The organism is Aureimonas sp. Leaf427, from assembly GCF_001425485.1.
Lineage (GTDB): Bacteria > Pseudomonadota > Alphaproteobacteria > Rhizobiales > Rhizobiaceae > Plantimonas.
The window spans coordinates 19,434-44,788 of sequence record NZ_LMQW01000016.1 but is presented as its reverse complement, the minus strand read 5'-3'; the positions used below and the strand labels follow the sequence as shown (position 1 = coordinate 44,788).

The window sequence follows — 25,355 nt, the reverse complement described above, 5'->3', positions numbered from 1 at the left end:
CCGCGTGTTTCATCAAAAGTCGGCCCATTCTTCGCTTGCGAGCGCCGGCTTGCGAACCGTGCCGGAGGAGCCGGTGCTGCGCATCTGAACGACGGGCATGGAGGGCCTGCGCGCCGCAAGAGCCGAACGCCGCGCTGGGCCCGTGCTTCGAGCGGTTGCGGTGTTGAAGCGGCCGATCATGGTGGCAAGCTCGTCCGTTTCGGCGGAAAGCGTCTGCGCTGCCGCCGTCGTCTCTTCCACCATGGCCGCGTTCTGTTGCGTGACCTTGTCCATGTTGTCGGCCGCCATGGAGACCTCCTTCAAGCTCATGGCCTGTTCGCGGGCGGACCGAGCCATCTCGGTGATGATGGTCGAAACGCCGCCGATCTGGCCGACGATCTGCTCCAGACTATGGCCCGAGGCCGTGACCAGATCGACGCCTTGCTCGACTTGCGCCGAAGAGGTGGCAATCAGCGCCTTGATCTCCTTGGCCGCCTCAGCCGAGCGCTGGGCGAGACCGCGCACCTCTTGCGCCACCACGGCAAAGCCGCGACCCGCTTCCCCCGCCCGCGCCGCCTCGACGCCGGCATTGAGCGCCAGGAGATTCGTCTGGAAAGCGATTTCGTCGATGACGCCGATGATCTGCCCGATCTTGGTTGAGGAGGCTTCGATCTCCGACATGGCGGCGACGGCAAGGTTGACGACCTCTCCGCCCTTTTCTGCTTCTCGTTGCGCCAGGAACGAGGCGGCCTTCGCATCGTCAGCGCTCTGTGCGGTCTGGCCGACGCCGCGTGTTACCTCCGACAAGGCGGCGACCGTCTGTTCCAAGCTGGCGGCCTGTTGCTCGGTACGCTGGGATAGATCTGAAGCAGCGATGGTGATCTCGGCAAGGCCGGTCTTCATCGTGCCGACAGCGGTGACGACGGAGCCGATCGTGTCTTCGAGCTGGGCGACGGAGCTGTTGAACTTGGCACGGATCGGCTCGAATTCGGCCGCAACGACCCCGTTCATGCGCACGGTCAGATCACCGTTGGACAGCGCGTCGAAGCCTGCCTCGACGTGGTGGACGAAGACCTTGAGGTCTTCGGCCTTGGCATTGTCGATGGCGGATTGGCGGTCGCGCTGGGCGACCTGAGCGGACTCGGCCGCTGCGGCGGCGGCTGCCAACTCCTTATTCTGATTGGCCGCGTCCTTGAAGACCTGCACGGCTTTCGCCATCGCGCCGACCTCATCGCCCCGGTTCTGTCCGTCCACCGTGACATCGAGGCGACCGCCAGCGAGTTCGCCCATTCGATCACGCAGCGCATTTAGCGGTCCGGTGATGCCCTTGGCGGAAACGAACAACGCTGCGATCAGACCCAGAATGGCGCAAGCCACCGTGCCTCCGATCAAAAAATAGATCGTAGAGGACGACAACGCGCTCAATTCGTGCGCACGATCAACGACGCGCTTGTTCGTCTCGTCCGCGAGATTTTGGATCTTTGTCGTCACCTCAAGGATCTTAGCGTCAGTCTCGCCCATGACCGCCTGCGCGCCGGCGTTATCGTTGGAAACGCCCAGATCAACAGCCTTACGGACACTCTGCGAGATCATAACGAAATCGCTCTGGATCTCTCCGAGTTGGCCCTTCCGGTCTAACAAACGCGGCATGATGAGGTCTATGGCCTCTGTCCCGATGTCAATTGCAGAAAGAGCGGCTTCTTTGCCCTTCTCGGCCCGAACGTCGTCATAGGCAATGGAACGATAGGTCCCGTAGCCCATCGCGTTAATCGTACGGTTGAGCCTAGCGAGATAAAGGGCCGAGTCGCTGAGGTTCTCGTTCATCGACGTGTATTCGCTGTCGACCTGATGCAGAACCTTGCTCGCATAGGCGGATGCCAGAATGCCGATAAGGCTGATAGACCCAGCGATGACCGCGACCTTGATCCCGATACTCATCTTGCTCAGCATGACTGATTCCCATTAAGCGCGTTGAAACAATCAACACATGGTGCTCTCAATAAGTTTATAGAAAATTTCCTTAGCGGAAGCCGTTTCAGGAAAAATAACCGACTTGTCTTCTAACGTCTCATAAATGACCGTTTATGCGACAGGATAGTTATGGCGCGGTATGGGGATGTCGAAGCGCACCTCGACGCCACGGCGCGTAACTGCGTCGAAGCCATTCTTAATGAGCTCGTAGAACGCGATGATGTCCGAACTGATCAGTTCGGCGCCGAGCTCTAGTACTGTGCGTGCGGTAATTCTGAACAAGTGCGCCCCCTCCCGTACAACCTAGAGGCCACGCAGGCGATAGCCAAGCCTGATGGAGCGTCCCCTCCGTCCATTTGCGCTGATGATCCACCGTAGGCTTCGAGAGATACCGCAGATAAGATACACCGGGTATGCGAGGGAGTTATGGAGTTGGCGGCGAGTCAGGCTGGACACCCGCCTTCCAGCCACGCTGTTCCGATTCTAGAATGTGAATCCAGAGAGCTCCGTTGGAAAAATCCGGCGCTGTTGCAAAAGCATTTCGGGACGCAATGATCCCTTTCTGTTCCATTTTCAGGTGATGAAGACCTGGAACAGCCTTCCAATGGTCCAAGCCTCCGATCCGCCAGCGAGGCTGGCGACCATGGAACGGAACTGCCCCTTCCGGAACATTCGCATGACTTCGAACCCTTGGATTGTATTGTGCGCCGTCTTGCGCGACTTGAACCCTCGCACCGGTCGGATCCGCTGCTTTAGCTTCCCGTGGTCGGACTCGAGGCGATTGTTCAAGAACTTCACCTGCCGATGCTGGCAAGTCGGCGCCAGGCGTCCTTCCTTTTCCCCGTCCTCCGCCTGAAGCTAGCGTTGAGGACGCGCAGGCTGGTCGATGAGTTGTCCAATTCGCCTGTATCGGACTGGCCTAGCGGCCGCGGCCGACAAAAATGGTTCTCAGTGCTGAAGCGCAAAACCCATCGTTTCTCGACCGCCGACTTATTGAGTGTTCCGACGCCGGCCACCCGGCGACCCGTCATCGGCAGGCCGATGCGAAATCACCCGGTGTCACGCCGAAATGCGCCCGAAACCTTTTGATCATATGGCTTTGGTCGCAAAATCCGACATCGACCGCGATGTCGACGGGGCGCGTGCCCTGCTGCAATAGATCCTTCGCGCGTTGAAGGCGAAGCTGCGTCAGGTAGGCATGGACCGTCAGGCCGGTCTTTGCCCGGAAGAGCCGCATGAAGTGGAACTCGCTGAAGTCCACGACGCGCGCGATCTCGCGAACGATCAGCGGCCGGTCGAAATGCTCTCGCAAAAACTCGATGGCCGGAGCGATGTTCGCATCGAGGATGGGTGAGGTACGTGGCTCGCGCGTGCGCTGGCCGTAGCGACGGATCAGAAGGCCGAACGCATCGAACAACGCGCATTGGCGCTCGATCGGGTCGGGCGACATTTCGGCAATGCGATGGGCGTTCAGCAGATGTCCCGTCATGACGCGGTCCTCGAAGATCACGTCTCGCCCGAAATCTAGCGTGCCGGTTCCGGGGCCAAGCCATTCGTCCGCGATACGCTCAAGGACGGAAGCCTCCGGATAGAACGCGCAATACTCCCACCCGCCATCCCGCTCCGCAGCTTCTCCCGTATGCACCGCGCCCGGCGGGATGATCATGACGGTTCCGGCATAGGCGATCCCCGTATGCCGGACGATCTGATGACGCTGCGCTCCCCGTCGGAAAGCGGCGATGACGAACTCGTCATGGCTGTGCGCCGGATAGCGATGTCGGAAACACCGCGCGCTGAGGAGTTCCAGTTTCCCGAACACCCCGCCGTCTCGCCATAGCCGAAGTCGATCCTTTCCCATCTCCATCCTCCCGCATGCTTTTCCTGGCCTGTCCGCACTCTCCGGCACGTCGCATCGGTTGCACCGATAGCAGGATTGTCCAATCCCGGCGATACAGTCGTAGCTATATTGACAACTCCTGAGGGTGATTTTGATCAGTGGGGGCGAATGTTGAAACGGAGAAACATATCCATCCGGCGAACAGCGGAAGAAGAGGCCCGCAATGCCAGGAAGATCATCGGGGACTTTGCGTTCGTCGCGTTCCGCAACGCAGGCATTTACGAGGTCGATCGCTACGCGGATGCTGTGGCGTCGGCTTGCCGCGCTGCGATCGACGACCTCATGTCTTCCCGGTTGCGCGATCCAGCCATACGGAACAAGCCGATCGAATGCCAGATCTCGATCCATTCGACCTTCTGCGCTGTCCTCCACTATCGCCTCGCGAGCGGGCTTCTGCAGCTGGACCAGCCTTGGGACCAGCTTCAGGTCGACGCCATGCGGTTGTGCTTTTCCGCCCGGTCCCTGACCGGCATTGAGATCCATCCGGAGGCGCGCATCGGTGCCCGCCTTTGCATCGACCACGGTTGGGGCACCGTCATCGGCCAGACCACTGAGCTCGGGGACGACGCCTACATCCTCAACAACGTCATTCTGGGCGGCCGCGCGATCGGAGACGCATCTGATGGCAAGCGCCATCCGACGATCGGCGACCGTGTCCAGATCTCCGGTGGATCCCGGATCCTCGGGCCTGTCGTGATCGGCGACGACTGCTTCATCGGTTCGGACGTTACCCTGACCACGGATCTTCCTGCCGGAAGCCGGGTGGTCAACAAGCCGGCTCACGCGATCTACGCTGCCTCCTCCCCAGCGATCATCGGTACGTTCTCCAGCGCGGGAGCCGAGCGATGCCCGTAACGCCGTTGATATCGCCCCAGAGAAACATTCGGGCGAAACTCGAGCTCTTCAATCTCGGAGGGAGCCACAAATCTCGCGCGGCCCGCCATGTCATCCGTCGTGCGATGGAGCTTGGCGATCTGGTTCCCGGCGGGAGCCGGCGAATCCTCGAGAAGAGCGGCGGCAATTTTGGCGTCGGCCTGGCGTTCGAGGCACAGAAGCACGGCATCGCCGTCGATCTGGTCGTCGGGCTCAGCTTCTCGCCCTTGAAACGCGCGCTCTGCCTCGAATACGGGGCGAACCTCGTCGGTGTTGATCTTCTCAAAGCCGGTTTTCAGCCGCGCGAAGTGATCACCCAGCTTCTGGCCGACCAGCCGGAGACCTATTGCTTCACGGATCAGTTCAACAATCCCGCCAATCTCGAAGCGCATCTTCTGGAGACCGGGCCCGAGCTGGCGGCTCAGCTTTCCTCCGAGATCAACGATTTCACGGGCTGCATTCTCGTCGTCGGGGCGGGCACCGGCGCCAGCGCCAACGGAATCGGGCGTTGCCTGAAGGCGCGTTTTGCAAACGTGCGCATCGTCCTGAACCAGCCCGAGCGATGCTGCTACCGAGGCGGCGTCTTCGGTGATCATATCCAGAAGGGCACGGCCGTCGGCGTCATGCCGCCGCTTCTCGATCTCGGACTGATCGACGAGATCGCACCCGTTTCCGATGCCGAGGCTGCAACGGGGCAAAGGCTCTTTGCGCGCAACACCGGCCTCTATCCCGGCCCGTCGGCCGGCGGAAACTATTTTCTCGCAAAGCGGCTGGCAGCGGACCACCCCGACCAGCTCATCGTCACGATCGCCTATGACGGCGGAGAAGGATATCTCGATGTCGCACAGGTTGCCTGATATCGCCGAACATCACACTGGCCTCGATGCGTTCCGGGATTTCGAGCATCGTGGCTGGGAGACGCTGGCGACGCCCTATCACCACGTCTGGGGGCACGTCACGGGCGCCTTCGTGCCGCCTTTGCTCGCTGCGCTTGGGTCCATCGAACACCGCGACCTGCTCGACGTGGCGACGGGACCGGGATACGTCGCCCGTGATGCCCGCAAGCTCGGTGCCACTGTCACCGCGATCGACTTTTCCGCGGCGATGATCCGGCAGGCCAGCCGGCTCCATCCGTTCATCCGGTTCGAGGTCGGCGACGCCCACAGCCTGCGGTTTCCCGACGGCAGCTTCGATGCCGTTGTCTCGAACTTCGGGATGCAGCATTTCTCCGATCCCGGGAGGGTTCTGAGCGAGTTCGCGCGCGTCCTTCGTCCCGGTGGCATCTGCGCGTTCACGATCTGGGCCGGCAACGACGTCAATTGCGCCGGTGATGTTCTCGATCGCGCGCTGGCCCTCGAAGCGGAGGGCCAGACCGCCGTTCCGGTCGGACCGAATTATCATCAGTTGACGGACACGGAAGCTCGTCGCGATCGGCTTCGCCACGCCGGGTTCGAGGAATGCCAAGAGGCCTCGTCGCTCGTCACGCTACCGTGGTCGCTCACCCACGTCGATGATCTGTTCAACGCCGAGATCCAAGGATCGGTGCGGTCGGGCGCCCGTCTACGTGAGCAAACGACGGAAGTCCAGGCCCGCATCCGAACGTCCATGGCCACCATGATCGCGGAACGGTTCTCGATCGTGGGCGGGGGGTACGAGCTGCCGATGGCGGCCCAAATCATCGTCGGGAGACTGTCATGACAGTCGCCGAGCAAACCCGCCCCCATGAGAGCTCGTTCAAATCTGGCGTTGTCGCCTGCGGCCCGACCATCCTCGGTTACTGGAGCATCGGCTTCGCCGCCGGTGCCATCGGCTCCGTCGCTGGCTTTTCCCTGATGGAGATAGGTGTTCTGGCAGGGCTTCTCTATGCCGGCTCGGCCCAGTTTATGTTCTACTCGCTCTACGCGGCAGGCGCTGGCGCATGGGCGATCGTCATGAGCGTGCTGCTGGTTAACCTGCGCTACGTCCTGATGAGCTCCCATCTTGCCACCTTCTTCCAGGGACGCCCGCTGTTCGAACGGTTCTTGGCCGGAGCGCTGCTGACGGACGAGACATTCGGCGTGGCGGCCCAGCGCGCGCAGACGCATGGCCGAATTCCCTTCTCCTGGCTGCTTGGTCTCAACGTCACGGCCTACGGGAACTGGATCTTCGCCAACCTTTGCGGCGCCGTGCTCGCATCGTCGATCCCGCAGGCGATCACGAAGGGGTTGGGGTTCAGCCTGACTGCGATGTTCGTCGGTCTGCTGACGGTCACTTGGTTCGCAAGCCGGACGAAGCTCGTCGACATGCTTGTTATCTTGGTGACGATGGCGATCGTCGCGGTCATGCATGGCCATATCGATGCCAACGCCACGATCCTGGTCGCGACGATCTTGGCTGCAACGGCCGGAACCGCCGTCGTAATCGGTCTTCGCCGCGAAGAAGATGTCTCCGCATGAACATGTCGATGATCGCCGTCATCGGAGCCTGCGCGCTTGTGACCATCGCTGTCCGCTCGCTTCCGATCGTGTTCCTGTCCCGTTGCGAGATGCCGATCCTGATCCGGCGTTGGCTTGCCTTCATCCCGGTCGCCATCATGACCGCCCTGATTGTCGCCGACCTGCTCTCCAACCCGGAAATCGCACCCTCCGGCGTCAGCATTACGCTGGTTTCCGCGGTGGCAGCCGGGATCGTCGGTCTCGTCTCGCGCAGCCTGTTTCTGACGGTTGCCGTTGGCGTCGCTGGTTTCATGGGTTTCAGCGCGGTTCTGTGAACCTGAGGGCTGTGTGCCGCCGCGCTTTCCCTGTCCAAGCACCCTCGCCGTTTCCGCTCCAACGATAAGGAGGCGCTATGACCGACGCCGTCGAGTTCTCCATAGAACTGAACTGCCAGGCGACGGAAGTCCGGCTCGAACGGCTCCATGGAATGGTCCCGTCCGTTGCCGAGGATGTCCAGTTCGACGTGTTCGGCTATCGTGTCAGGTTCGCGGGTGGTCAGGCGAAGCTGCGATGCGTGGGATCAACCCTCTGGATCGAGATCAAGGCTGAGGATCCCGAGGTGTTCATGGGGATCAAGGTGGCCTTGGCGGTGACGCTCGTCGATTCTCTCGCCGAGCCGGCCCTGATGTTAGCCTGGAAATACGAACCGTAACATTTGATCCCAGTCAGTCGCCGACAGGCTTATTTGAGCGTAAGGGATCGAAGGCGACTTCGGTCACCCGGAAGTGCCCACCAACGCGCTTGCACTGAACCACGACATCGACCAGCTCCTTCAAAAGGCCTCGTATGTCGTCGCGCGCGAGATCGCGCCCGCCTTCGGACTCCTTCACCAGAAGTGTCAGCTGTTCGAACGCGAGCCGAGCGGAGTCCGCATGGACGGTGGTGATCGAGCCGGGATGGCCGGAGTTCACGTTGCGAATGTAGTAGAATGCCGTGCCATCACGCAGCTCCTGCAGGAGGATGCGATCGGGGCGCATCCGCAGGCAGGATTCCAGAAGGTCCTTCGGTCCGACCTTCGACAACCCCTGCCCGCCTTTGGAATAGAACAGCCGCACATGGTTCGGTTGGGGCACGACGAGCTCCGGCGTGTCCTCGATGGTGATGATCCGCTCGGTCGTCGGGATATGCTGGATCAAGGCCTTCGACAGCGTCGTCTTGCCCGAGCCGGTCGCCCCTGAGATGATGATGTTCTTGCGGGCCAGAACGGCTTGTTCGAGGAAGGCCGCGACCCGGCCGGATCGGTGAAGATCGAGGAGTTCGGCGTCGTCTCCGGCGATCCCGGTGGTCATGGGCACGATGTCCGAGAACAGACCCGCATCGTCGAGCTCGCTCAGGCTGAGGGAGACCGAAGAAGGTTTTCTGAGCGTGAGACTGACGGTCCCCTTGGTCACCGCTGGCGGGATGACGATCTGGATGCGTTCCTCGTCCGGAAGGGTGGCGGACAGAAGCGGATGCGCCTCGTCAATCGCTTGGCTGGAGAAGCTGGCCACCGCCCGCGCCAGCCGCATCAGTCTGTCGAAGGTCAGCTCCGGCACCTCGTGGCGCGCCCAGCCACCGGCGCCCTCGGTCAGAACCTCACCCGGCCGATTGACGACAATCTCGTAGAGCGACGGATCGTTCAGGAACACCGACAATGGCGCGAGCAACTGCCGGACAACGCTCGCATCCGAAGCCCCGCCCGTCATTTGGTGACGAGATCGGAATGGCGGCGGAAGTCGCCCGAGACCGCGCGGTCGTAGACCGTGTTGCGCGGTTCGGTGATGCGCAGGCGGTAGATGCCCGAGAAGTCGAGATCGCGGGCGACGAAGATCGAGACCAGCGAGCCCTGATGCTTGTTCAGTGTCGGCGGGATGTTGATCGACTGCTCGACGGCAATGGCTGCTGCATCCTTGCCGGCGCTCGTCGTTCCCTCCATGTCGATATCCTGGTCCTGCAGCCGCTGCGACAGAACGGATGTGGCATCCCCGACGATCGACAAGAGAAGCGCGCTGCCAAACCGTTCCCACCAGTGGGTATCGACATGACCGTCGAAGCCGGCACGGCCGAGCGCATCGGTGGCGGGCGAGGCGAGCGTCACGATCACGCCGGTCGGGGTCTTGGCACGGTTCCACAGCACGAACAGCCGGTTTTGGCCACGGCGTAGACCGCCGCGATACTCGCCGACGATCTGGGTGCCCTTCTCCATGAGCACGACGCGGCCATTGTCGGAGAGGATGTCGCGATTGATGACACAACTGACGAAGCCCGGCTGGTCGGAGGCCATGGCCGTCTCGAGCACGCAGGGGATCGAGGTGCCCATGGCGACGATGAAGTTGCGGTTGCCGAGATAACCGGCGCGTGAGCCCTCCAGCTGCGTCGGCGTCAGCATCCGGTTGAAGCGCTGGTCCTCGTTCTCGGCCTGCCCCTGGCCCCCGAAGCCGGCGGCCCGGAAAGGCTGGAAGGCACCATCGGCGCTCTCGTCCGCATCAACGGGTGTGGCATCCCGTCGGGACGAACTGCCGGCGCTGCCACCGCCGAAGGCCATGACAGGGGCACGCCGGGCGGAATCGAGCAGCTCATCCGTGACGGGCGCACTCTGCGGCTCCATCGGCGTCGGTAACGGAACCGGGAGTACCGGCTGGACGGCTGGCTGAGGTTCTGGCTTTGCCGGCTCGAAGTCGCGGGTCTGGCGTTGGACGACCCGCTCGGGCGGCGCGTCGTTTGCCGGAGGCGTCCCCGAGCGCAGCGACCAAGCGGCAAAGCCCATGAAGGCGACGACGGCAAGGACGACGAGTCCCCGTTTCGCCAGCTGGTTCTCGGCCGGTCTCGCCGTCGGCGTCTCGGCGCGCTCGCCTTCGATCCGTGTTTCGGTTTCGTCTGCCATGATCCCTTCCCTATCGTGGCGCTGACGCCGGCACGGCGACCACGCGCTCGACCGAGGGCGACGTCGTGTTGGTTCCGGGATTGATGCCGGTCGGTGAATAGGCCTCGTTGAAGATGCACAGCACGTCGCCGCCGCGACGCAGGATGAATTTGCGGCTGACGGCGTGAACGAGCACGAGATCGTCGGTCACGGATTTCGGCACGAGCGTCTCGGCGCCATCGCTGTTCTCGATATAGATCGCCGGCATCTCCTGATTGCCGGAGAAGGCGAAGGTGGTGATCTTGCCGTTGTCGTAGACCGCCTGCGGCTCGATCGCGACCGAGCCCTGCGCCGCATAGCGCCAGTTGCGCGGCCCGTACTGCTCATGGATCCCGAGCACGGCGTCGGCCTCACCGGCTTTCGCGGCCTCCACGCGCGCGGCGGAGGCCAGGCGCTTCTGCGCGGCCTCGTCGGCGGGATAACGGTACTTGACGTAGAAGTATGTGTTCTGCCCGGCTTCGACCGATCCGTCGCGGACCATCAGCTCCATCTGGTAGCTGCGCTTGGAGCCGTCGCGGCGTGTGGTGACGACCGAGATGTTGGTGACGGGCTGGTTCTCGCGGGGTTTGAGGAAGAGAATGTTGCCGGCAGGCGCGACCTCCCAGGCGACCGTGTTGCCGAGCGCCACATGGGCGATCTCCTCGTCGGGGGAGAACTCGACCTGCACGGAAGAGCGCAGCGAACCAACGATGCGAGTGATGTCGTAAGGCTGGTAGTTGACGAAGCGCACGCGGCTGTCTCCGTCTGCGCCCCGTGGCACCTCCAGGGCATTGGCTGTCGCAGGCAAGAGAACAGCGGCTAGGAAACGTAGAATGAAGCGGGATGGTCTCATTGGATGGCCTCCGGATCGGCCCGGTATTCGCTGACGACGAAGCCGAGCGGGTTCGTCAGCCGGTCCGTCGAGGACATCGGGGCATTGGTATAGGCATAGGTCAGCGTCGCGACCCAGTGGGTTGTCGTGGTCTCCTCGCCGCGCGCGACGGTGCGAATGTACCGGACGGAAATGACCTCGGTGGAGATCAAGGAGATCGACTTCACCGTGATCTCTGCAGTCGCGCCGCGGCCATAGAGATTCTGCGGCGAGTCCGGATTGCCGCCGCGATAAAGGCTGGCAAAACGGGTCTGCTCGGCCGCACTCGACAGAAGCGAGACGGTCCTGAAGTTCTCCTCGGCCTCCGACTGGACGTAGCCCTCTCGCGCCCGGACGTAGCCGGCGGCGAAGTATTTGGTCACGGCCTCGTCATAGGTCCCGGCCGTCGAGGTTAGGGCCGAGACGACGTCGACGATGCCCGTCGAATTGTCGACGCGGACGACGAAGGGCTCCACCGTCTTCAGCGGGGTCAGTGCCGCCACCGAGAAGACGGCGAGCGCCGCGACGGTGCTGGCCGCGGTCGCGATGCCCCAGGCGATCCGCGCCGAACGCTCAACGCGCAAGAGGCGGTCCTGATCGAAGCGGCGGGCTCTGTCGAAATAGGCCTTCAGGGTGTCGGAGGTGACCATCGCCCTACCCCGCCCTGCAGGCGCGGCGGGAGCCTGCCTCATCGAAGGTGGTAAGGGCTGGATGGTCGGCCGCCGGGGTCGGCACTATTGCCGCGTAATGGAGGGGCGCGACCGCAACGCCCGGCGCTGTCTCTGCTGTCTGCGCTGCCTGGCGGGAGACCCCTGCCCTCTCCTCCTGCCATTGCCACATGGATCGGTTCAGCGGCCGCTTCGCGGCACCATCGCATTTGGGAAGCGGATAGGAGATCGACGCGCAGCCAGTGAGCGTGGCTGCAACGCACAGGATGAGAACTTTTGAAAAGGACATGAGGGACTCTGGACTTCGAACTGTTGGCATGGGGTCAGGCAACCCCCTTGGTGAGGAGTTTGCGGACGGCCGCGCGGGCTCCGCGACCGGCCATGACCGTGCCACGGCCCGCCAGCACCGCGCTGCGGGCGATCGAACCCTGGTGGGCATCGCGGGCCGTGCCGTAGCCATAGGTCAGCGACGCGCCGCCGCTCGCGAGCGCCGAGGCGATGCCCGGCAGCTGATAAAAGACGTAGAGGGCGGCAAGGCAGATGGCGCAGAGCGCGATCGGCCGCATCAGCACGTCGCTATAGGCCTCGATCGCGGTGAAGGTCGTGTCGATGCTGGAAATCAGCAGCGACCCCACGGCGACGACGAGGACCTGCAGGATGACGAAGTTGACGAGTTGGCCGATCCAGGCCTCGGTGAAGCGGCGCGTCGCCTGGAACATGGCGAGCGCGACGAAGATCGGACCGATCGCAAGCACGATGGCGAGTGCCAGGCGCGCATAGAGCGAGACGATGTAGCCGATGGCGGCGACGACGAAGCTCGCCCCGATCACTAGCATCCCGCCGATGCCCGTCACGATGTCGACCGGCCAGGAACCGCGCGACCAGATGTCGTAGGCAGACTTCTGGCCCTTATCGAGCAGGCTGTCGAAGGTGCTGGCGTTCGGCGCCGTGCCGGAGTTCAGCGCAGCTGAGATCCCGCGCGGCAGGCTGTCGAAGAAGACATCCGTCACATAGGCCTGGTAGTCGGCCGCGTTGCGCACGAGCATGAGGATGATGGCGAGCTTGATGGCGCGGAAGGCGAAGTCCATGATCGGCTCGCTGATCGAGCCCCTCAGGATCAGGAAGCCGTAGAGCACGACATAGAGCGTTAGCGCCACGGTCAGCGGTCCCGCGATCCAGGCGGCGATGTTCGACGTGCCGGATGACACGAAGGTCTCCAGCGGCGTTCGGAACTGATCGTCAAGGAAGGCGAAGACGGTGTACATCGTTAACCCTCCAGCGCCTTGCGCATGCGCTCCAGACGCGACTTGCCGTCGGCGGCCTCGGCGTTGACGCAGTTCGGCGTGTTACGGAGCGCCCCCGGATCGTTCCGACACTTCGCAATCTGATCGGCCACGAGCGCCTGATCCGCGACGAGTTCGTCGACCGTGTAGATGCGCTCCGGCGGCGTTGCCTCCGAGCATCCGGCGAGCCCGATGGCGAGCATGACGATGGTGGTAAGCGTTCTCATTTGAGGGCCGCCCCGATCGTGTCCATGCGCTTTCGCCAGTCCTCGGCCTTGTGCTGTTCGTCGACCTGGACCTGCGCCTGCTGCATCATTTGCAGGCCCTGCATGCGAAGGACGTCCGTCTGCAGGAAGGCGCTCTCGGCCTGAAGGCGGGCCTGCAGGTCTGCGATCTCCTTGGCGTCGCCCGCCGACCCGATCTTCTTTCGCAGCTGGTCGATGCCATCGATCCGTTTGGTCGCCGCATCGTAGATCTGCTCGCCGAGCGTGATCTGCCCGGCATTGCGCTTCTGGGTCCGGGTCAGCTCCTTGGCGTAGAAGTCTTCGGCCTCCGACCGGTAGCTGGTGTTCTCATCGAGATGCCGGGTGGCGCTCTCGCCGAACACGCCCTCGCCGGTTCCCTTCAGGAGGCCCTCGATGCTGGCGAAGTCCTCCGGCAAGGCCTTGCGGATCTCCGGGCGGTTGAGGAGGTTGGCGACGTCGGCCATGTCGGTCAGCTTGTTCAGCGAGCCGTAGAGCTGCTCGGCTTGGCTGATCTGCTGGTTCAGCGCGTCGAGCTGGCTTTTGAGCTGCGTGATGGATTCGATCTGCTTCAGGATCGCTGTCTGGTCGATGACCGGAATGCCTTGGGCAGCGGCGGACTTGACCGGAGCGGTGACGGTCGCGACCATCATAGCCACGACGAGGGAACCCTTCATTCGTCGCATCAGCTTGCACACCTTCTCTGCTGGAACAGCGGCAGCCAGTCCTCCGGTCGGTCTCCGACCTCGGCGTGGATCGTCTCGGCGAGTTCGACATTGGCGGTGCGCCCCGAGAGGATCGCGAGCTCGTCGTCGAAGCCGGACAGGTTCAGCTCGGCAACAACGCTGTCGTGCCCCTGCTTGACGATGAAGCGCCGGCTATCGGAGGACAGCTCCCGCGCCAGAAGCTCGAACTCCGTCTCCGTCAGCTTGAAGCCCTCGACATAGTCAGCGCGGTTGCCGCGCGGGTTCGGCATGAACACCTGCGTCGGGCACTGCTCGATAATTGTGTGGGCGATCGGCGAGGCGATTGCGTCACGCGGGCTCTGGGTCGCAAACAGCATGAGGCCGTTCTGCTTGCGGATGGTCTTCAGCTTGTTCTGCGCGAGATCGCGGAAGCCCTCATCGGCCAGCGCCTTCCAAAACTCGTCGATGACGATGATGATCCGCCGCCCGTCGATCAGTTGCTCGACGCGGTGGAAGAGATAGGCCATCAGCGGCGTGCGGATCTCGTCGTTGTCGAGGAAGTCGGTCATGTCGTAGCCGAGGAACTTCGCGCCGATGCCGATCTCGTCGGCCTCATTGTCGAAGACCCAGCCGAGCGGCCCTCCCCTCTCCCATCGCCGAAGCCGGGCAGCGATACCTTCTGGATCGGTGTTGTTGAGGAAGCTCCGCAGCGCACCAATCGTGCGGTTCTCCGGGACTAGGTCTGCGAGACCGTCGATCGCGCCAGCGATATCTCGGGTCTCGGTGACCGTCAGCTCGCGCGACCGCGAGCTGACGAGCTTGCCGACCCATTGCGCCAGGAAGATCCGGTTCGCCGGCGTCAAGTCGAGGCCCTTGAGCGGCGCGCAGCCGGTCGGTTGTCCGTTCTTCAGCGGCAGATAGGTGCCGCCGGCGGCGCGCACGAAGAGATCGGCGCCGCGGTCCTTGTCGAAGAAGACCATGTGCGGATCGTGCTTCTGGAGCTGCGCCAGCATGAAGTTGAGGATCACGGTCTTGCCCGAGCCGGACGGGCCGCAGACGAAGGTGTTGCCGAGATCGCCATGATGGAAGTTGAAGTAGAAGGGCGAGCCCGACGCCGTCTTCAGCATGGCGACGGCTGGGCCCCATTCGTTGCCATCGGCGGTTCCGGTGGGATAGCCATGGAAGGGCGCGAAGGCCGCGAAGTTCCTGGACGTGATCGCGCCGGAGCGGGCCCGGAACCGAAAGTTGCCGGGCAGCTGCGCCCACCAGGCCGCATCGAGACCCAGATCCTCGCGCGCGACGACCGCGCCGCCATTGGTCAGATGCGAGCGGGCCTTCGCCAGATGGTCGGTGAGCGCCTTCACGCTCGGTGCGAAGACGGCGAGCGACAGATGGTGCTCGCCGAGCACGAAGCGGTTGGACTCCAGATCGTCGAGGGCATCGTCCAGCTCGTCGAGCTGGGAGCTCGCCCGGTCGCCGGCGCTGACCATCTGGTTCTGCTTGCGCGCCATGATCGCCTTAGCGTCCGATTTAGACGCGAAGGCAAAGCTCTGGGAGAGGATGAACTCGAACGGCGCGGTCAGGAGACCGTCGAGCATGCCTGGGCGAGTGCGGGCTGGATATTCCTTGAAGCCGAACATGCCGGCATAGCGGCTCGTGCCCTCATGCCGGATCTCGATCGTCTCGCGGCCGATGATGACCCGGTCGGAATAGATGGCCGACGAGATCCGGCCCTCGGTGAGGGGTACGGGTTCCGGTCTGCCACCGACGAGTTGATGGAGGACCGCGCTCGGCTCGGAAAAGACAATCCCGTCGATCTCGACCAGCGACAGGACGCGCGGCGAGAAGCGCTTCAGTCCGGCGGTGATGTCGATCACGGCATCGCGCAGCTTCTTCAGCGCGTCCTGATCGAGTTCCTTCCCCTGTCGGCGGGCGCCGCGCAGCCGCGACATGAGGCTTGCGAGTTTCTCGGCCGGATCACGGCCGGGATGCCAGATGAGTGTGAGGACGAGGTCGTTGCGGAACAGCTCCTCGCGGATCATGCTTTCTCGGTAGCGGGCATCGAGGCGCGCTGCGAATTGATTGGCGAAGGCGCCGTCGGGATAGGTGTTGTCACGGCGGCGTATGACATGGGTCCACAGCGCCAGGCGCTCGTCGGCAATGTTTCGATAGAGCGTATTGAGATGGCGGTGGAGCGCGTTGAGGTCGATTGCGTCCGCGGTTTCGAACGAGACGCCCTCGATCGCGATCATCACCATGAGCGCGCGGCTGTCGAGTGCGATCACGCTGTCGTCGACATGCCGGACATACGGGATGAAGGCCTCGGGCTCGATCTCTCTGGCTCTGATGATCGCAGCTCTAGGCAAGGGCGAGATCCCTTGCGTCATAGCGGCGGACGAGTTTGAGGGGTGTCACCGTCGAGCCGCCCCAGATCGCGCCGTTACGCGCCCTGCCCCGCGTGTCGATCCAGGCCAGCAGCACCTGGAACATGTTGTGGTCGTGCTTGACGACGGCCTTGAAGATGAGATGAAGCACGACACCAACGAGCGCGTAAACGACCGAGCCCGCGACGATGAACAGCACCGTCGTCAGGATCATGTTGATCCCCATTGCCTCCATCGTGACGCCGGCGATCATCGCCGGCCGTGTGCAGGCGAGGAACAGCGTGTCCTCCTCGAGCGCGATCCTTACCGTCATGGGTCAGCCACCGGCCAGCGTGTTGACGATCTCGGTCGCGCCGAAAATGATGCCGATGCCGAGAACCACGAAGGCGGCCTTGCGCAGGTCGAGATAGCCGAACATCCAGGCGATGCCGACGATGATGGTGGCGATGATCGCGAGCAGGCGCGCGACGTTGCCGGTCAGAAGCGTGACGATGTTCTGCAGCGTCGTCTCGATGCCGCCGCCGGCCTGCGCGAAGGCGGGCTCCATCATGACGGCACTGACAAGGATGGTCGTCGCTGCGACGGCGGCGAACGATCGTGCTCGGGTTCTCTGCACCATGGGTGCTCACTCCTTCTGCTACTGAACGCTATCGAGAAAATATCAGGACGATGGATTGCCGGGATTGGCCGAACACGTCCCAGGTTTGGATGGGGGCTGTCGGATCAGGCGGTTGCACATCCGCGCTCGCGGCCGCCGCGATTTCCTTAAGTCCTTGCGAACCGCGTGAGGTCTGGTCCTGAGCCTCGCGGGTCGGCAATTTCCCTGCTCCACCGCTGTTCTCGAGCTCCAGCGATGAAAGCCTGCCGGCCAGACGCCGTTGTTCGTCAGTGATCCGCCGGTCGTAGCCGACCATGGCACCGATCTGTGCGTCGCCTTGTCCATAGTAGGCCCGCAGCATCGCGACCTCGGCCTCCCCGTCCATCGCACCGGTCGCGACCGCGGCACGGTAATAGCGATCAAGAAGCGTGCCCGTGGCTTTGAGATTGAGGCAGGGATCGAAGAGATCGGCTAGCGAAAGACCGAGGCTGGGCAGATCGTAGCTGCTGACGCCGCCAAGACCGAGATCGACGCTTTGCCCTTCTGCAACGAGCGTCGTGGCGATCTCGATGGCTTCGGCTTTGCTTTGCGGTCGTTCGGGGCGCGGCGCGTCGGTGTTGATCCGGATGGCCAGTGGATCGAAGCCGCTCTCGACACCGACGACGGCGGCGAGGATCTCGATCTGGATCAGGGGCGCGCAACTCTGCGCAATGTCTGCGAAGGCTATCGGCATGGATTAAAACCAGACGCGCTGCCGACTTTGGCCTTCGATGGTGATGTCGATAAAGCGGGGCTTGTCGCGGCGGTTCGGCGCCGTCGTAACCGTCGCCTTGCAAACTAGGCGATCCCCGTCTCGTACCCAGCGAGCCGGCATCCGGCGTTCCCTACCGCTATCGCGTAAGGCGCATCGCGAACTGCTGACCTCACGAGGCGCGAGCGAAACGCACGCGGCTTCTCGGTTTTCTACACCGTAGCGGGACGTCAGGCGGAAACCCGTGTTGCAGTAGTAAGGCTCATCGCCTGGCTGTGATGCGGAGAAGCCGACGCCGCGGCAGGTCGGGAACGAACGGCCTTTGGCGAGCTCGTGCCAGAGCTTCTCGATGGGAGGGCGGCAGGCGGCGAACTGCGTTGGCCCGCCGGGGTTCGAAAGGCAAAGAATAACTTCGCAGCCCCATTCATCCGCATGCGCACGACTGCTCAGAATCATGTAGGCTGAAGCGACCACGACAAGCGCGAAGTAAGTTCGGACACCGGTGAATTTCATGCTCGACACCCCTGCGGAAGACCTCAGAACCACCAGAGACCTAGCATTTTGCAGCCCTCTTAATCGCTTCATACAGGGCGCTTAAACCGATGCCAAGTCAATTCGACGGCCAGTGGCATAGCCTATCGTTTGCAGCGATTATCTTACGGGAGATTATGAATAAGCCGCTCGACGACGAGACAGCTTCTTCGAGGCTGAAGCAAGTCGGAATGATGACGGTGCTGTATGATATGCACATAGGCAATAAGCCGTTGACGGTCGCCAACATTACGGAAACGACGGGGTTAACTCGCGGTGGCGTTGATGAAGCTGTGGCTTTTCTGGTTCTACGCGGACTGTTAGTGGAAACCAAAACAACGAACTCTATGGGTCGCGGCAGGGCACGACTGTTTCATATTCCTGAATCGATCTTTGATCGCTTGCGCCATTTCGATAACGTGTAAATTACGCCAGCGCAGGCTTAAGACAGTAGTGCCGAGCTATTTTGTGATGCTGCGGCTGGGTTCATTTCCAGACAAGATACTCGATTTTGGAGCTGTGGGTGCATTTTGCGGCAGCGAGGACTGCTTCGCAGAATCTCGCGGCGCATCCATTTTCCAGACCCACGTTAGTTGCCGCTGAGATCGGTCTGTCTGACGCTGCGAGGGTCTTGGCTCGCGATCGCGCATTCAATTTGGTGAAGGTGGATGGGGGCCTCCGTCAGCCCTACCCTTAAAAATGAGACGATCAGTCTGTGGACGATGAGGATGCATTCTATGGGAATCGCGGAATGGAGAAGTATCGGAAAATCATAGCCAAGAATGTCAGATCGGCCCGACTAGCTCTGAAAATGTCGCAAGAGGCATTTGCCGACGAGTCGAAGATTGATCGGACCTATATATCCGGCATTGAACGCGGCGTCCGCAATCCGTCATTGGATATGATTGTCAAGATTGCTATCAATCTGAACGTGACCCCGGCCGCGTTGCTGACGGAAACGGATAAAGATCAATTGTAGCCATCTCTGACGGCTCACGGCGTATGATCCGCGACTAGGGAGTTTAGGATGGTCGTCGCGCCGCGCAATCAGACGTATTTCTTGATGTTGGAAAAGCTCGCATCCATCGACTCTGCGGATGGAGTTCAGGCATTCCTCAGACAAGTTATCAAGCTCTATGAGCTGCGCCATATTGCATACCTCGCGGTCAATATGCCGGGAACGCCGCTCAGCGAACCCTATCTTGAAGTTACGTATTCGTTAGACTGGGTGGAACACTACAAGGCGCGACGTTTCGTCGATATTGATCCCGCGATCCGGAATGGATTCATACAAATGTTGCCATTTGATTGGGGACAATTCTCAAACGGAGAGGCAAAGCTCAAACGGTTTTTCGGCGAGGCCTCTGAGTTTGGCATCGGAAAACGCGGACTGACCATCCCTCTTCGCGGCCGACGGGGAGAGCGCGCATTGTTTTCGATTACCAGCGATCTGTCCGCAGCGGCTTGGGAGGAGATGCGAGTACTCTACATGCGTGACTTCCAAGTTCTTGCCATGCTCTTTCATGAGATGGTGCTGCGCCTTCAACATGCAGAGCAGGACGACATCGTTCTCAGCAGCCGAGAGGTTGAGTGCCTAATCTGGACCGCTGAAGGTAAGTCAGCAGAAGATTGCGCCACAATCCTGAATCTTTCAGATCGAACAGTCCGCGCCTACCTTGAGAATGCTCGCAAGAAATTGAACGTAGTGACAACGACGCAAGCGGTTGCAAAAGCCTTGAATTACAATCTGCTTATGCCCCGGCTGTAAACTTGGCGTTTTCGCCGAGTTTTCTTACGACATGAACGGATCGAAATGACGTCGCTCACTTAACCAAGGAGATGCGACGTTGATCAGAGTTGTGAAACCCGGACAGCAGAAAATTCACGCTGAGGCGTTGGACCAGATGCATCGCATCCGCGCCGCCGTTTTCCATGAGCGGCTCGGATGGGATGTTCATGTCGTAAATGGCCGTGAGGTGGATCAGTTCGACGATGAGGAGCCGCTGTATCTACTTTCTATCGATCCGTTGACTGGCGTGGTGCGAGGGTCGGTCCGGCTGCTGATGACGACCGGGCCGAACATGCTTCGAGATGTCTTTCCGCAGCTACTTCCCAGCGGACAAATCGTCGAAAGCCCCGTCATATGGGAGAGTTCGCGCTTCTCGATCGATCCGACCCTTTCGAACAGGGCGACTGACGGAGTAGCGGGTAAGCTGCTGAATCGAGTCACACTGGAGCTACTCTACGGCATTGTGGAAGTGTGCCAAATGGCCGGCGTTGAGTTTGTTGTGTCAGTCTACGATGCCAGGATGGCACGGATTTTCAGGTCGGCAGACTGTACGGCGGAGGTGATCGGAGTGCCGACACGCATCGGAAAGGTGATGACCTACGCCGGCTTGTTTGGCACCGACGACGATATGCGTAGCAGTCTAAGGCGCGCTGGCGCGCTTCCAGTGACTGTTCTCGAAGATGGCTACAGCGAAATCGAACACGCCGCCTGACGGTAATCTTCTAAGCATCCTCCTATAGCGCGGAGCTTTACCGTGCTGAAGTTCCACGCTGAGGAAAGTGCTGTGTCAGAATTCGACAAAACGAGATCGTATCGCATCAGCCATGAACTTATAGGTTCAGCTTTCTCGATGCTACGTAGCAAATTTGTCAGTGCTAACTTTGCCTGCGAAGCGATCGGCCTATTTCTTACAATTGCAGATCTGGAAACCCGATCTGGTTGCGTCATTATCGATGATTTGGAACGGGCTGTTGGTCCGATTGCATCACAACAAGACAAACTGGACGCTCTCCAGAGTATTGGGTTGATCTCAATTCAGCGCGCTTCGCAGATGACTGGCGGGATCATGAAAGTCGCGGTCGCTGAGCAATATTTTCTGGAGGCGTGGCGGCGGGCGACGCGTAATTGGTAAGTGATACAGATCGAATGAGATAGAAACGATGTTCGTCTGAAGGCGCGGCGACCAGCGGCTTCTCATTCGAAACCGTGTTGCAGAGGGCAAGCTTGACGTCGCAATGCATCCAGGGCGCGCGAATTGCGAAGCGTTTTCGCATGGTTCTTGACGGCGGTGGTGGTCAGGGTCGCGGACGCATCGCCGAGGGTCCGGAATAGGCGTCGATGTCCAGGTAGTAGAACTGCGGGAGGCTTAGCTTGGCCTCCGCCGGATCGTTTTAATAGCCGGCGCAGCCAAGTGCGCGGATCACGTCTAGGGATAAGTTGGAAGGTCATCGTCTCCGCACTGATCACGAGAACGGTTTGCGTATGCCCCGCTTTGATGGCCGGGATGTCGGCAGGGATAATAGCCGTGCCGGAGGCGCAAGCATTCTCGCAGCGCGTCGCCGGCTTGAACCGAAGCTCGGGGAAGGCCTCGAAGATCAGCGAGGGGGCGAAGGCTTCTTGCGCCATGCCCCCGCCTTGCGCGCGGGGGCAACCATCAGATCCTCCACGCACCGCCCGGCGAGCCGCTTGACGGTGTGTGTCCGCTCGCGAGGATCGCACCCCAACGATAATTTATTATCCTTCCCTTTCGCAGTAGATCCTATGCGTCTTCTGCCTCATGTGGGTTGAAAGGAAGCTCTATCGAGCACCGCCGCTGGACTTTACCTCGGCGACGTAGCAGCGTTGTCAAAGTGTTCAAGGGAAGCTCCAGTCGGTTCTGCCCAGCCAAGAGCCGGCATCCAAGGTCGAGGCCGACGAATCTTCCGGGTCGTCGGTCGGTCCGTACAGTCACCCGCCCTCGCCGCTTGGATCATCATCCGCCGGTCGCGATACCGTCATGCGAATATACCTTGCCTCGCCAGCGCGCGGGCGGCGTCTGCGCCGTGGGCGAGGATTCGATCCGAGACGTCGGGCCGGTCGATGGCCCGGGCCAGTTGCATCGTGCCGATCAGCGTCGCGAAGAGGGCGATCGCCGTCCCGTCCCGGTTCGCCAGATCCGGGTCGAGCTTTCCGGCGATCTGCCGTGCGAGGGCGAGGAAGTGATCGGTGTAGAGCGCGCGTGTCACGGGCGGTTCGCGGCCGAGCTCCGGCAAAAGGGCGGAGGACGGGCATCCGAGGCCCGGGTGGTCGCGGTGCTCGGGCGACAGATAAGCTGCGATAACCGCCTCGATCCCGCCGGCCGCCAAGTGATCGCTCAGCCACGCCGATTGACCCTCCATGCCGGACGCGATGCTCTCGCCGACCAGCGCCGCCTTCGACTTGAAGTGCGGATAAAAGGCGCCGTTGGTCAGGCCCGCATCACTCATGATGCCGGCAAGGCCCGTCGCGGCGATGCCGTCGGTGCAAAACCGCTGCGCCGCGACCTCCAAGATCCGGCGCTTGGAGGCGTCCTTGCGGCCTTTCTCATAACGCATGTTCGCTCCTCCAGGTTCGGGTCGTTGCATTACGTAAATAATAAGAATAAGCAATCATAATCCAATGCTGGGTCTCGGTCGGGAGCTCCGGCCTTTTGGAGAGTGCGATGGCCTTCAGTTCTAATAGGGTCGCTCTTGTCACAGGTGCCTCGTCCGGGATCGGACGAGCGAGTGCGGGCGAGTTGGCGCGGGCCGGCTTCACGGTCTTCGGCACAAGCCGCAAGACCGTTGGCTAGAGCACGGGCCCGATCACAATGCTGCCCTGCGATGTGACGGACGAAGCCTCCGTGGTATCGATCGTCTCGACGGTTATCGCGAAGACCGGGCGGATCGACGTTCTTGTCAACAATGCTGGCCTCGGCTTGTTCGGGGGTGCAGAAGAGTCTTCGATCGATCAGATCAAGACCCTGTTCGACGTCAATCTCTTCGGCGTCATGCGGATGACCAACGCGGTCCTGCCGTCGATGCGGCATCGACGCGAAGGCCGCATCATCAATCTCAGCTCCGCGCTCGGCTTCGTGCCGGCGCCGTTCTCGGCCTATTACGGCGCCAGCAAATATGCGGTCGAAGGCTATTTGGAATCGCTCGACCACGAGATCCGCGGCTTCAACGTGCGCGTTTCGCTGATCGAGCCCGGCACCGTCCAAGGCTCGTTCGACAGCAGCTCGCTCGAGCCCGATTCCAAGATCGGTGACTACGACGCGGGGCGCGCCTGGGTTCACGAGTTCTACCAGAAGTCCAAGCTCACGGCCGATACGCCCGAGGACGTCGCGAAGGCCGTTCTACTCGCTGCCACGGCCCGGAGCCAGCGGCTGCGCTACCCCGTCGGCAAGGTTGCGTGGCAGGTGGGCCTGCTCCGCCGTTTCATGCCCGCTGGGCTGTTCGACAAGGCCCTACGCCAGCAGTTCGGCATGCCGAACTGATTGCCCCCTCCCCCGGAGTCGCTGACGGCGCATCGCCCGAGGCGATCCTGATCGCCTTATTGGCGTCAATCTGAACAGCCTTCGACAATCCTGGCATGGTTCCAACGGGGGAGCCCAAGCAACGGAGAGCATTGCTTTCTAAGAGCAGCCGACTGAACGTCAGATTGAATGTAAGAACACGAGCGGTATCGCTACCGTGTCATAGGTCGCTCCGCTCAGTGGCACAGTGATTGTCGTTCCATTCGTCGCCGCGTTGTGCGGTTACGTTTCCAGCCTGTTGATGCAGTTCAGGCCGCTTGCGAGGGATGGGATCCGATCAAAGCCGCGCGCCGTTAGGAGCACTGTTTCAATGCCGAGCTCGCGCTGACTGATCGGTCCTTAGGGTTCGATAGGAAATCTCACCGTGCCGTCCGCTCAGCATCGGCAGGCCGGAGTCTATATTGCGCCAAGCGCGCATTATGATCGCCAAGCCTTAGTAGACGCTTTTTTTCGCCAACCCCGTCGGTGAGCAACGTCCGCAACTGCTTGCAATCCTGCATCGACATTCCGCCGAGCGACACTTTGGGGCCGCTCAAGTTGGTTCACAGAATGATGCAGATCGCGGGACCGCGGGGCCATAGGCGCCGATTTCAATCGTCCTGTGGCTCGCATGAGCACACTCCTTAGTTCTCACCCAACAGGGTTGAGAGTGCCCCAAAATTTGCATGAATAACGAACGCTCCAGAGCGTGCGGGACGATAACGCGGCCACTGTCTGTAAAAGGCCTAAACTGAAAGCCGGCTGACTGAGATTTAGTCCGACCGCGGTAATGATATGGGATCTTTGGTTGAGAGGCGGCTGCCTGTTGTCGATCGGCTTGTTTGTTACCAGGCCGAAAGCCCTTCGCCCTCCGTTGACGTCATTCGTGGAGCATTTGCACTGCGGCCAGATCATTTGAGACGGATCCGCGACTTTGCTTCCATGTCTGCTGCGTATCAGACGCCCTCAAGATTTTCGACTGCCCGGTTTGATGTCGACATATCTGTATTCTAATGAGGTCCACCGCTTTGTCGCCTGACTGGCGGCTCGCCTTTCGCAATGATGCCGCTAGGTTTCATCGTCGAGCAGATCGGCGCCTACATCGTTAATACGATCGACGGAATGTTTAACTTCATGGAGGCCGAGCCGCCGATCCGGACAAGGGTCAGGTCATCGGTTAGAGCCAAAACAGAACGGTAGCCGCGAGCGCGATGGCCGAGCAGAAGACGGTCGAACACCGGTCGTAACAGGTGGCGACGCGTCACCAGTCCTTTAGGCGTTCGAACATGATCTCGATGCGGCTGCGGCGCCTGTAGCGGCGCTTGTCGTATTTGACGGGCTCAAACCGCGATTTGCGACCGGAAATGCAGGCCCGGATGCGTTTCGCCGGCGAGGCATCTATGAACCAGTCCGCATTATAACCGCGATTGTCGAGCAGCCACTGCGACTTCAGCGAATCGTCCAGCAGAACGGCCGCTCCCGTGTAATCGCTAACTTGCCCGGCGGTCATGAAGAGGCTCAAGGGGCGACCGCTTGCATCCGTGACGGCGTGGACCTTGGTGTTCATGCCGCCTTTGGTGCGGCCGATCAGTCGCCCAAGCCCCTTTTTTGACCGCCAAGCTCGACGCCGCGCGGTGCGCCTTTACGCAGGTCGCGTCAATCATCACCGTCTTCGGCTCGGCCCCCGCAGCAGCCAACCCTTCCATCATGCGTACGAAGATGCACATCGTGCTCCAGCGCTTCCATCAATTGTAGAGCCTCTTGGCGAGACTATAGTCCCTCGGTGCATCCCGCCAGCAGAGCAGGTCGCGATTGACGAAGGTGATACCGCTCAGAACCCGCCGGTCATCGACCCTGGGCTTGCCACGGCTCCTGAGAGAGAACGGACGCAGCCAGGGCGGCGATCTTACCCAAGCTCCGTGAGGAGCCTGATTATAAGCGATCTGTTTCGGCTGGCGGACGG

At 61.5% G+C, this 25,355-nt stretch carries 27 protein-coding genes and 3 pseudogenes; 12 read left to right on the top strand and 18 right to left on the bottom strand.

What is annotated here, in order from left to right; translation table 11 throughout:
- Positions 1-12: 12 nt before the first annotated feature.
- The 3 genes and pseudogenes from ASG62_RS12395 to ASG62_RS12385 all read right to left on the bottom strand — a co-directional run bounded on the left by ASG62_RS12395 (position 13) and on the right by ASG62_RS12385 (position 3,808).
- A complete protein-coding gene (locus ASG62_RS12395; RefSeq protein WP_056695944.1) occupies positions 13-1,929 on the bottom strand; it encodes a methyl-accepting chemotaxis protein in 1,917 nt (638 codons plus the stop codon).
- 669 nt (positions 1,930-2,598) lie between these two features.
- Positions 2,599-2,784 (bottom strand): annotated as a pseudogene (locus ASG62_RS26480) (DDE-type integrase/transposase/recombinase); the annotation flags it as partial.
- Between the two features lie 193 nt (positions 2,785-2,977).
- Complete coding sequence (locus tag ASG62_RS12385; protein WP_200944722.1) at positions 2,978-3,808, bottom strand: AraC family transcriptional regulator; 831 nt, start codon at positions 3,806-3,808, stop codon at positions 2,978-2,980.
- Between the two features lie 147 nt (positions 3,809-3,955).
- Here ASG62_RS12385 and ASG62_RS12380 point away from each other — a divergent pair, with 147 nt between their 5' ends.
- The 6 genes from ASG62_RS12380 to ASG62_RS12355 all read left to right on the top strand — a co-directional run bounded on the left by ASG62_RS12380 (position 3,956) and on the right by ASG62_RS12355 (position 7,846).
- A complete protein-coding gene (locus ASG62_RS12380; protein ID WP_056695949.1) occupies positions 3,956-4,702 on the top strand; it encodes a serine O-acetyltransferase in 747 nt (248 codons plus the stop codon).
- Complete coding sequence (locus ASG62_RS12375; RefSeq protein ID WP_056695950.1) at positions 4,693-5,577, top strand: pyridoxal-phosphate dependent enzyme; 885 nt, start codon at positions 4,693-4,695, stop codon at positions 5,575-5,577. The genes ASG62_RS12380 and ASG62_RS12375 overlap by 10 nt, the downstream gene beginning before the upstream one ends.
- Complete coding sequence (locus tag ASG62_RS12370) at positions 5,558-6,418, top strand: class I SAM-dependent methyltransferase (RefSeq protein ID WP_056695952.1); 861 nt, start codon at positions 5,558-5,560, stop codon at positions 6,416-6,418. Before ASG62_RS12375 ends, ASG62_RS12370 begins: the two co-directional genes overlap by 20 nt.
- Complete coding sequence (locus ASG62_RS12365; RefSeq protein ID WP_056695953.1) at positions 6,415-7,155, top strand: AzlC family ABC transporter permease; 741 nt, start codon at positions 6,415-6,417, stop codon at positions 7,153-7,155. The genes ASG62_RS12370 and ASG62_RS12365 overlap by 4 nt, the downstream gene beginning before the upstream one ends.
- Positions 7,152-7,469, top strand: coding sequence for an AzlD domain-containing protein (locus ASG62_RS12360; RefSeq protein ID WP_056695955.1), 318 nt, complete (start codon positions 7,152-7,154; stop codon positions 7,467-7,469). Before ASG62_RS12365 ends, ASG62_RS12360 begins: the two co-directional genes overlap by 4 nt.
- Before the next feature lie 77 nt (positions 7,470-7,546).
- Positions 7,547-7,846, top strand: coding sequence for a hypothetical protein (locus ASG62_RS12355; protein WP_056695956.1), 300 nt, complete (start codon positions 7,547-7,549; stop codon positions 7,844-7,846).
- 13 nt (positions 7,847-7,859) lie between these two features.
- On the opposite strand, the gene virB11 is transcribed toward ASG62_RS12355, so the two are convergent.
- From virB11 to ASG62_RS25560, 12 genes are all read right to left on the bottom strand, one after another.
- Complete coding sequence (gene virB11, locus ASG62_RS12350) at positions 7,860-8,879, bottom strand: P-type DNA transfer ATPase VirB11 (RefSeq protein ID WP_056695957.1); 1,020 nt, start codon at positions 8,877-8,879, stop codon at positions 7,860-7,862.
- On the bottom strand, positions 8,876-10,057 hold the full coding sequence (gene virB10 / locus ASG62_RS12345) for a type IV secretion system protein VirB10 (RefSeq protein WP_056695959.1): 1,182 nt from the start codon (positions 10,055-10,057) through the stop codon (positions 8,876-8,878). Before virB10 ends, virB11 begins: the two co-directional genes overlap by 4 nt.
- A 10-nt stretch (positions 10,058-10,067) precedes the next feature.
- Positions 10,068-10,928, bottom strand: a complete 861-nt coding sequence (virB9, locus tag ASG62_RS12340; RefSeq protein ID WP_056695963.1) for a P-type conjugative transfer protein VirB9 — start codon at positions 10,926-10,928, stop codon at positions 10,068-10,070.
- The gene (locus ASG62_RS12335) at positions 10,925-11,596 is read right to left on the bottom strand and encodes a virB8 family protein (protein WP_056695965.1); all 672 of its coding nucleotides are present in this window, start codon (positions 11,594-11,596) and stop codon (positions 10,925-10,927) included. The genes virB9 and ASG62_RS12335 overlap by 4 nt, the downstream gene beginning before the upstream one ends.
- A 341-nt stretch (positions 11,597-11,937) precedes the next feature.
- Positions 11,938-12,879: a type IV secretion system protein gene (locus ASG62_RS12330; RefSeq protein ID WP_056695967.1), complete on the bottom strand. Its 942-nt coding sequence runs from the start codon at positions 12,877-12,879 to the stop codon at positions 11,938-11,940.
- A 2-nt stretch (positions 12,880-12,881) separates the two neighbouring features.
- Positions 12,882-13,124, bottom strand: coding sequence for an EexN family lipoprotein (locus ASG62_RS12325; RefSeq protein WP_056695969.1), 243 nt, complete (start codon positions 13,122-13,124; stop codon positions 12,882-12,884).
- The gene (virB5, locus tag ASG62_RS12320; RefSeq protein ID WP_056695971.1) at positions 13,121-13,816 is read right to left on the bottom strand and encodes a P-type DNA transfer protein VirB5; all 696 of its coding nucleotides are present in this window, start codon (positions 13,814-13,816) and stop codon (positions 13,121-13,123) included. The genes ASG62_RS12325 and virB5 overlap by 4 nt, the downstream gene beginning before the upstream one ends.
- Positions 13,817-13,824: 8 nt before the next feature.
- On the bottom strand, positions 13,825-16,212 hold the full coding sequence (locus ASG62_RS12315) for a VirB4 family type IV secretion/conjugal transfer ATPase (protein WP_413814202.1): 2,388 nt from the start codon (positions 16,210-16,212) through the stop codon (positions 13,825-13,827).
- On the bottom strand, positions 16,184-16,522 hold the full coding sequence (locus ASG62_RS12310) for a type IV secretion system protein VirB3 (protein WP_056695976.1): 339 nt from the start codon (positions 16,520-16,522) through the stop codon (positions 16,184-16,186). The genes ASG62_RS12315 and ASG62_RS12310 overlap by 29 nt, the downstream gene beginning before the upstream one ends.
- A gap of 3 nt (positions 16,523-16,525) precedes the next feature.
- Positions 16,526-16,828 (bottom strand): TrbC/VirB2 family protein, encoded by a 303-nt coding sequence (locus tag ASG62_RS12305; protein ID WP_056695978.1) that lies wholly within the window; start codon positions 16,826-16,828, stop codon positions 16,526-16,528.
- Between the two features lie 28 nt (positions 16,829-16,856).
- Positions 16,857-17,540, bottom strand: coding sequence for a lytic transglycosylase domain-containing protein (locus tag ASG62_RS12300; RefSeq protein WP_056695980.1), 684 nt, complete (start codon positions 17,538-17,540; stop codon positions 16,857-16,859).
- Between the two features lie 3 nt (positions 17,541-17,543).
- Positions 17,544-18,071: a hypothetical protein gene (locus ASG62_RS25560; RefSeq protein ID WP_082537302.1), complete on the bottom strand. Its 528-nt coding sequence runs from the start codon at positions 18,069-18,071 to the stop codon at positions 17,544-17,546.
- A 155-nt stretch (positions 18,072-18,226) separates the two neighbouring features.
- Between ASG62_RS25560 and ASG62_RS25555 the strand changes: the two genes are divergently transcribed.
- The 5 genes from ASG62_RS25555 (at position 18,227) to ASG62_RS26475 (ending at position 21,010) form a co-directional block, all read left to right on the top strand.
- The gene (locus ASG62_RS25555; protein ID WP_320409377.1) at positions 18,227-18,514 is read left to right on the top strand and encodes a MarR family transcriptional regulator; all 288 of its coding nucleotides are present in this window, start codon (positions 18,227-18,229) and stop codon (positions 18,512-18,514) included.
- Between the two features lie 290 nt (positions 18,515-18,804).
- A complete protein-coding gene (locus ASG62_RS12295) occupies positions 18,805-19,068 on the top strand; it encodes a helix-turn-helix domain-containing protein (protein ID WP_244487613.1) in 264 nt (87 codons plus the stop codon).
- A gap of 48 nt (positions 19,069-19,116) precedes the next feature.
- On the top strand, positions 19,117-19,857 hold the full coding sequence (locus tag ASG62_RS12290) for a helix-turn-helix transcriptional regulator (protein WP_056695984.1): 741 nt from the start codon (positions 19,117-19,119) through the stop codon (positions 19,855-19,857).
- Positions 19,858-19,936: 79 nt separating this feature from the next.
- Entirely contained in the window at positions 19,937-20,590 is a 654-nt protein-coding gene (locus tag ASG62_RS12285) for an acyl-homoserine-lactone synthase (RefSeq protein WP_056695985.1), read from the top strand.
- A 42-nt stretch (positions 20,591-20,632) separates the two neighbouring features.
- A complete protein-coding gene (locus ASG62_RS26475; RefSeq protein WP_156382106.1) occupies positions 20,633-21,010 on the top strand; it encodes a hypothetical protein in 378 nt (125 codons plus the stop codon).
- Positions 21,011-21,072: 62 nt separating this feature from the next.
- Here the strand turns inward: ASG62_RS26475 and ASG62_RS26470 are convergent, their stop codons facing one another.
- Complete coding sequence (locus ASG62_RS26470) at positions 21,073-21,504, bottom strand: hypothetical protein (protein ID WP_156382105.1); 432 nt, start codon at positions 21,502-21,504, stop codon at positions 21,073-21,075.
- Positions 21,505-21,872: 368 nt separating this feature from the next.
- A complete protein-coding gene (locus tag ASG62_RS12280; RefSeq protein ID WP_320409376.1) occupies positions 21,873-22,505 on the bottom strand; it encodes a TetR/AcrR family transcriptional regulator in 633 nt (210 codons plus the stop codon).
- 53 nt (positions 22,506-22,558) lie between these two features.
- Here ASG62_RS12280 and ASG62_RS12275 point away from each other — a divergent pair.
- Positions 22,559-23,374 (top strand): annotated as a pseudogene (locus tag ASG62_RS12275) (oxidoreductase).
- Positions 23,375-24,569: 1,195 nt separating this feature from the next.
- Here the strand turns inward: ASG62_RS12275 and ASG62_RS25550 are convergent.
- Positions 24,570-25,284: pseudogene (locus ASG62_RS25550) on the bottom strand (IS5 family transposase).
- Positions 25,285-25,355 lie beyond the last annotated feature (71 nt).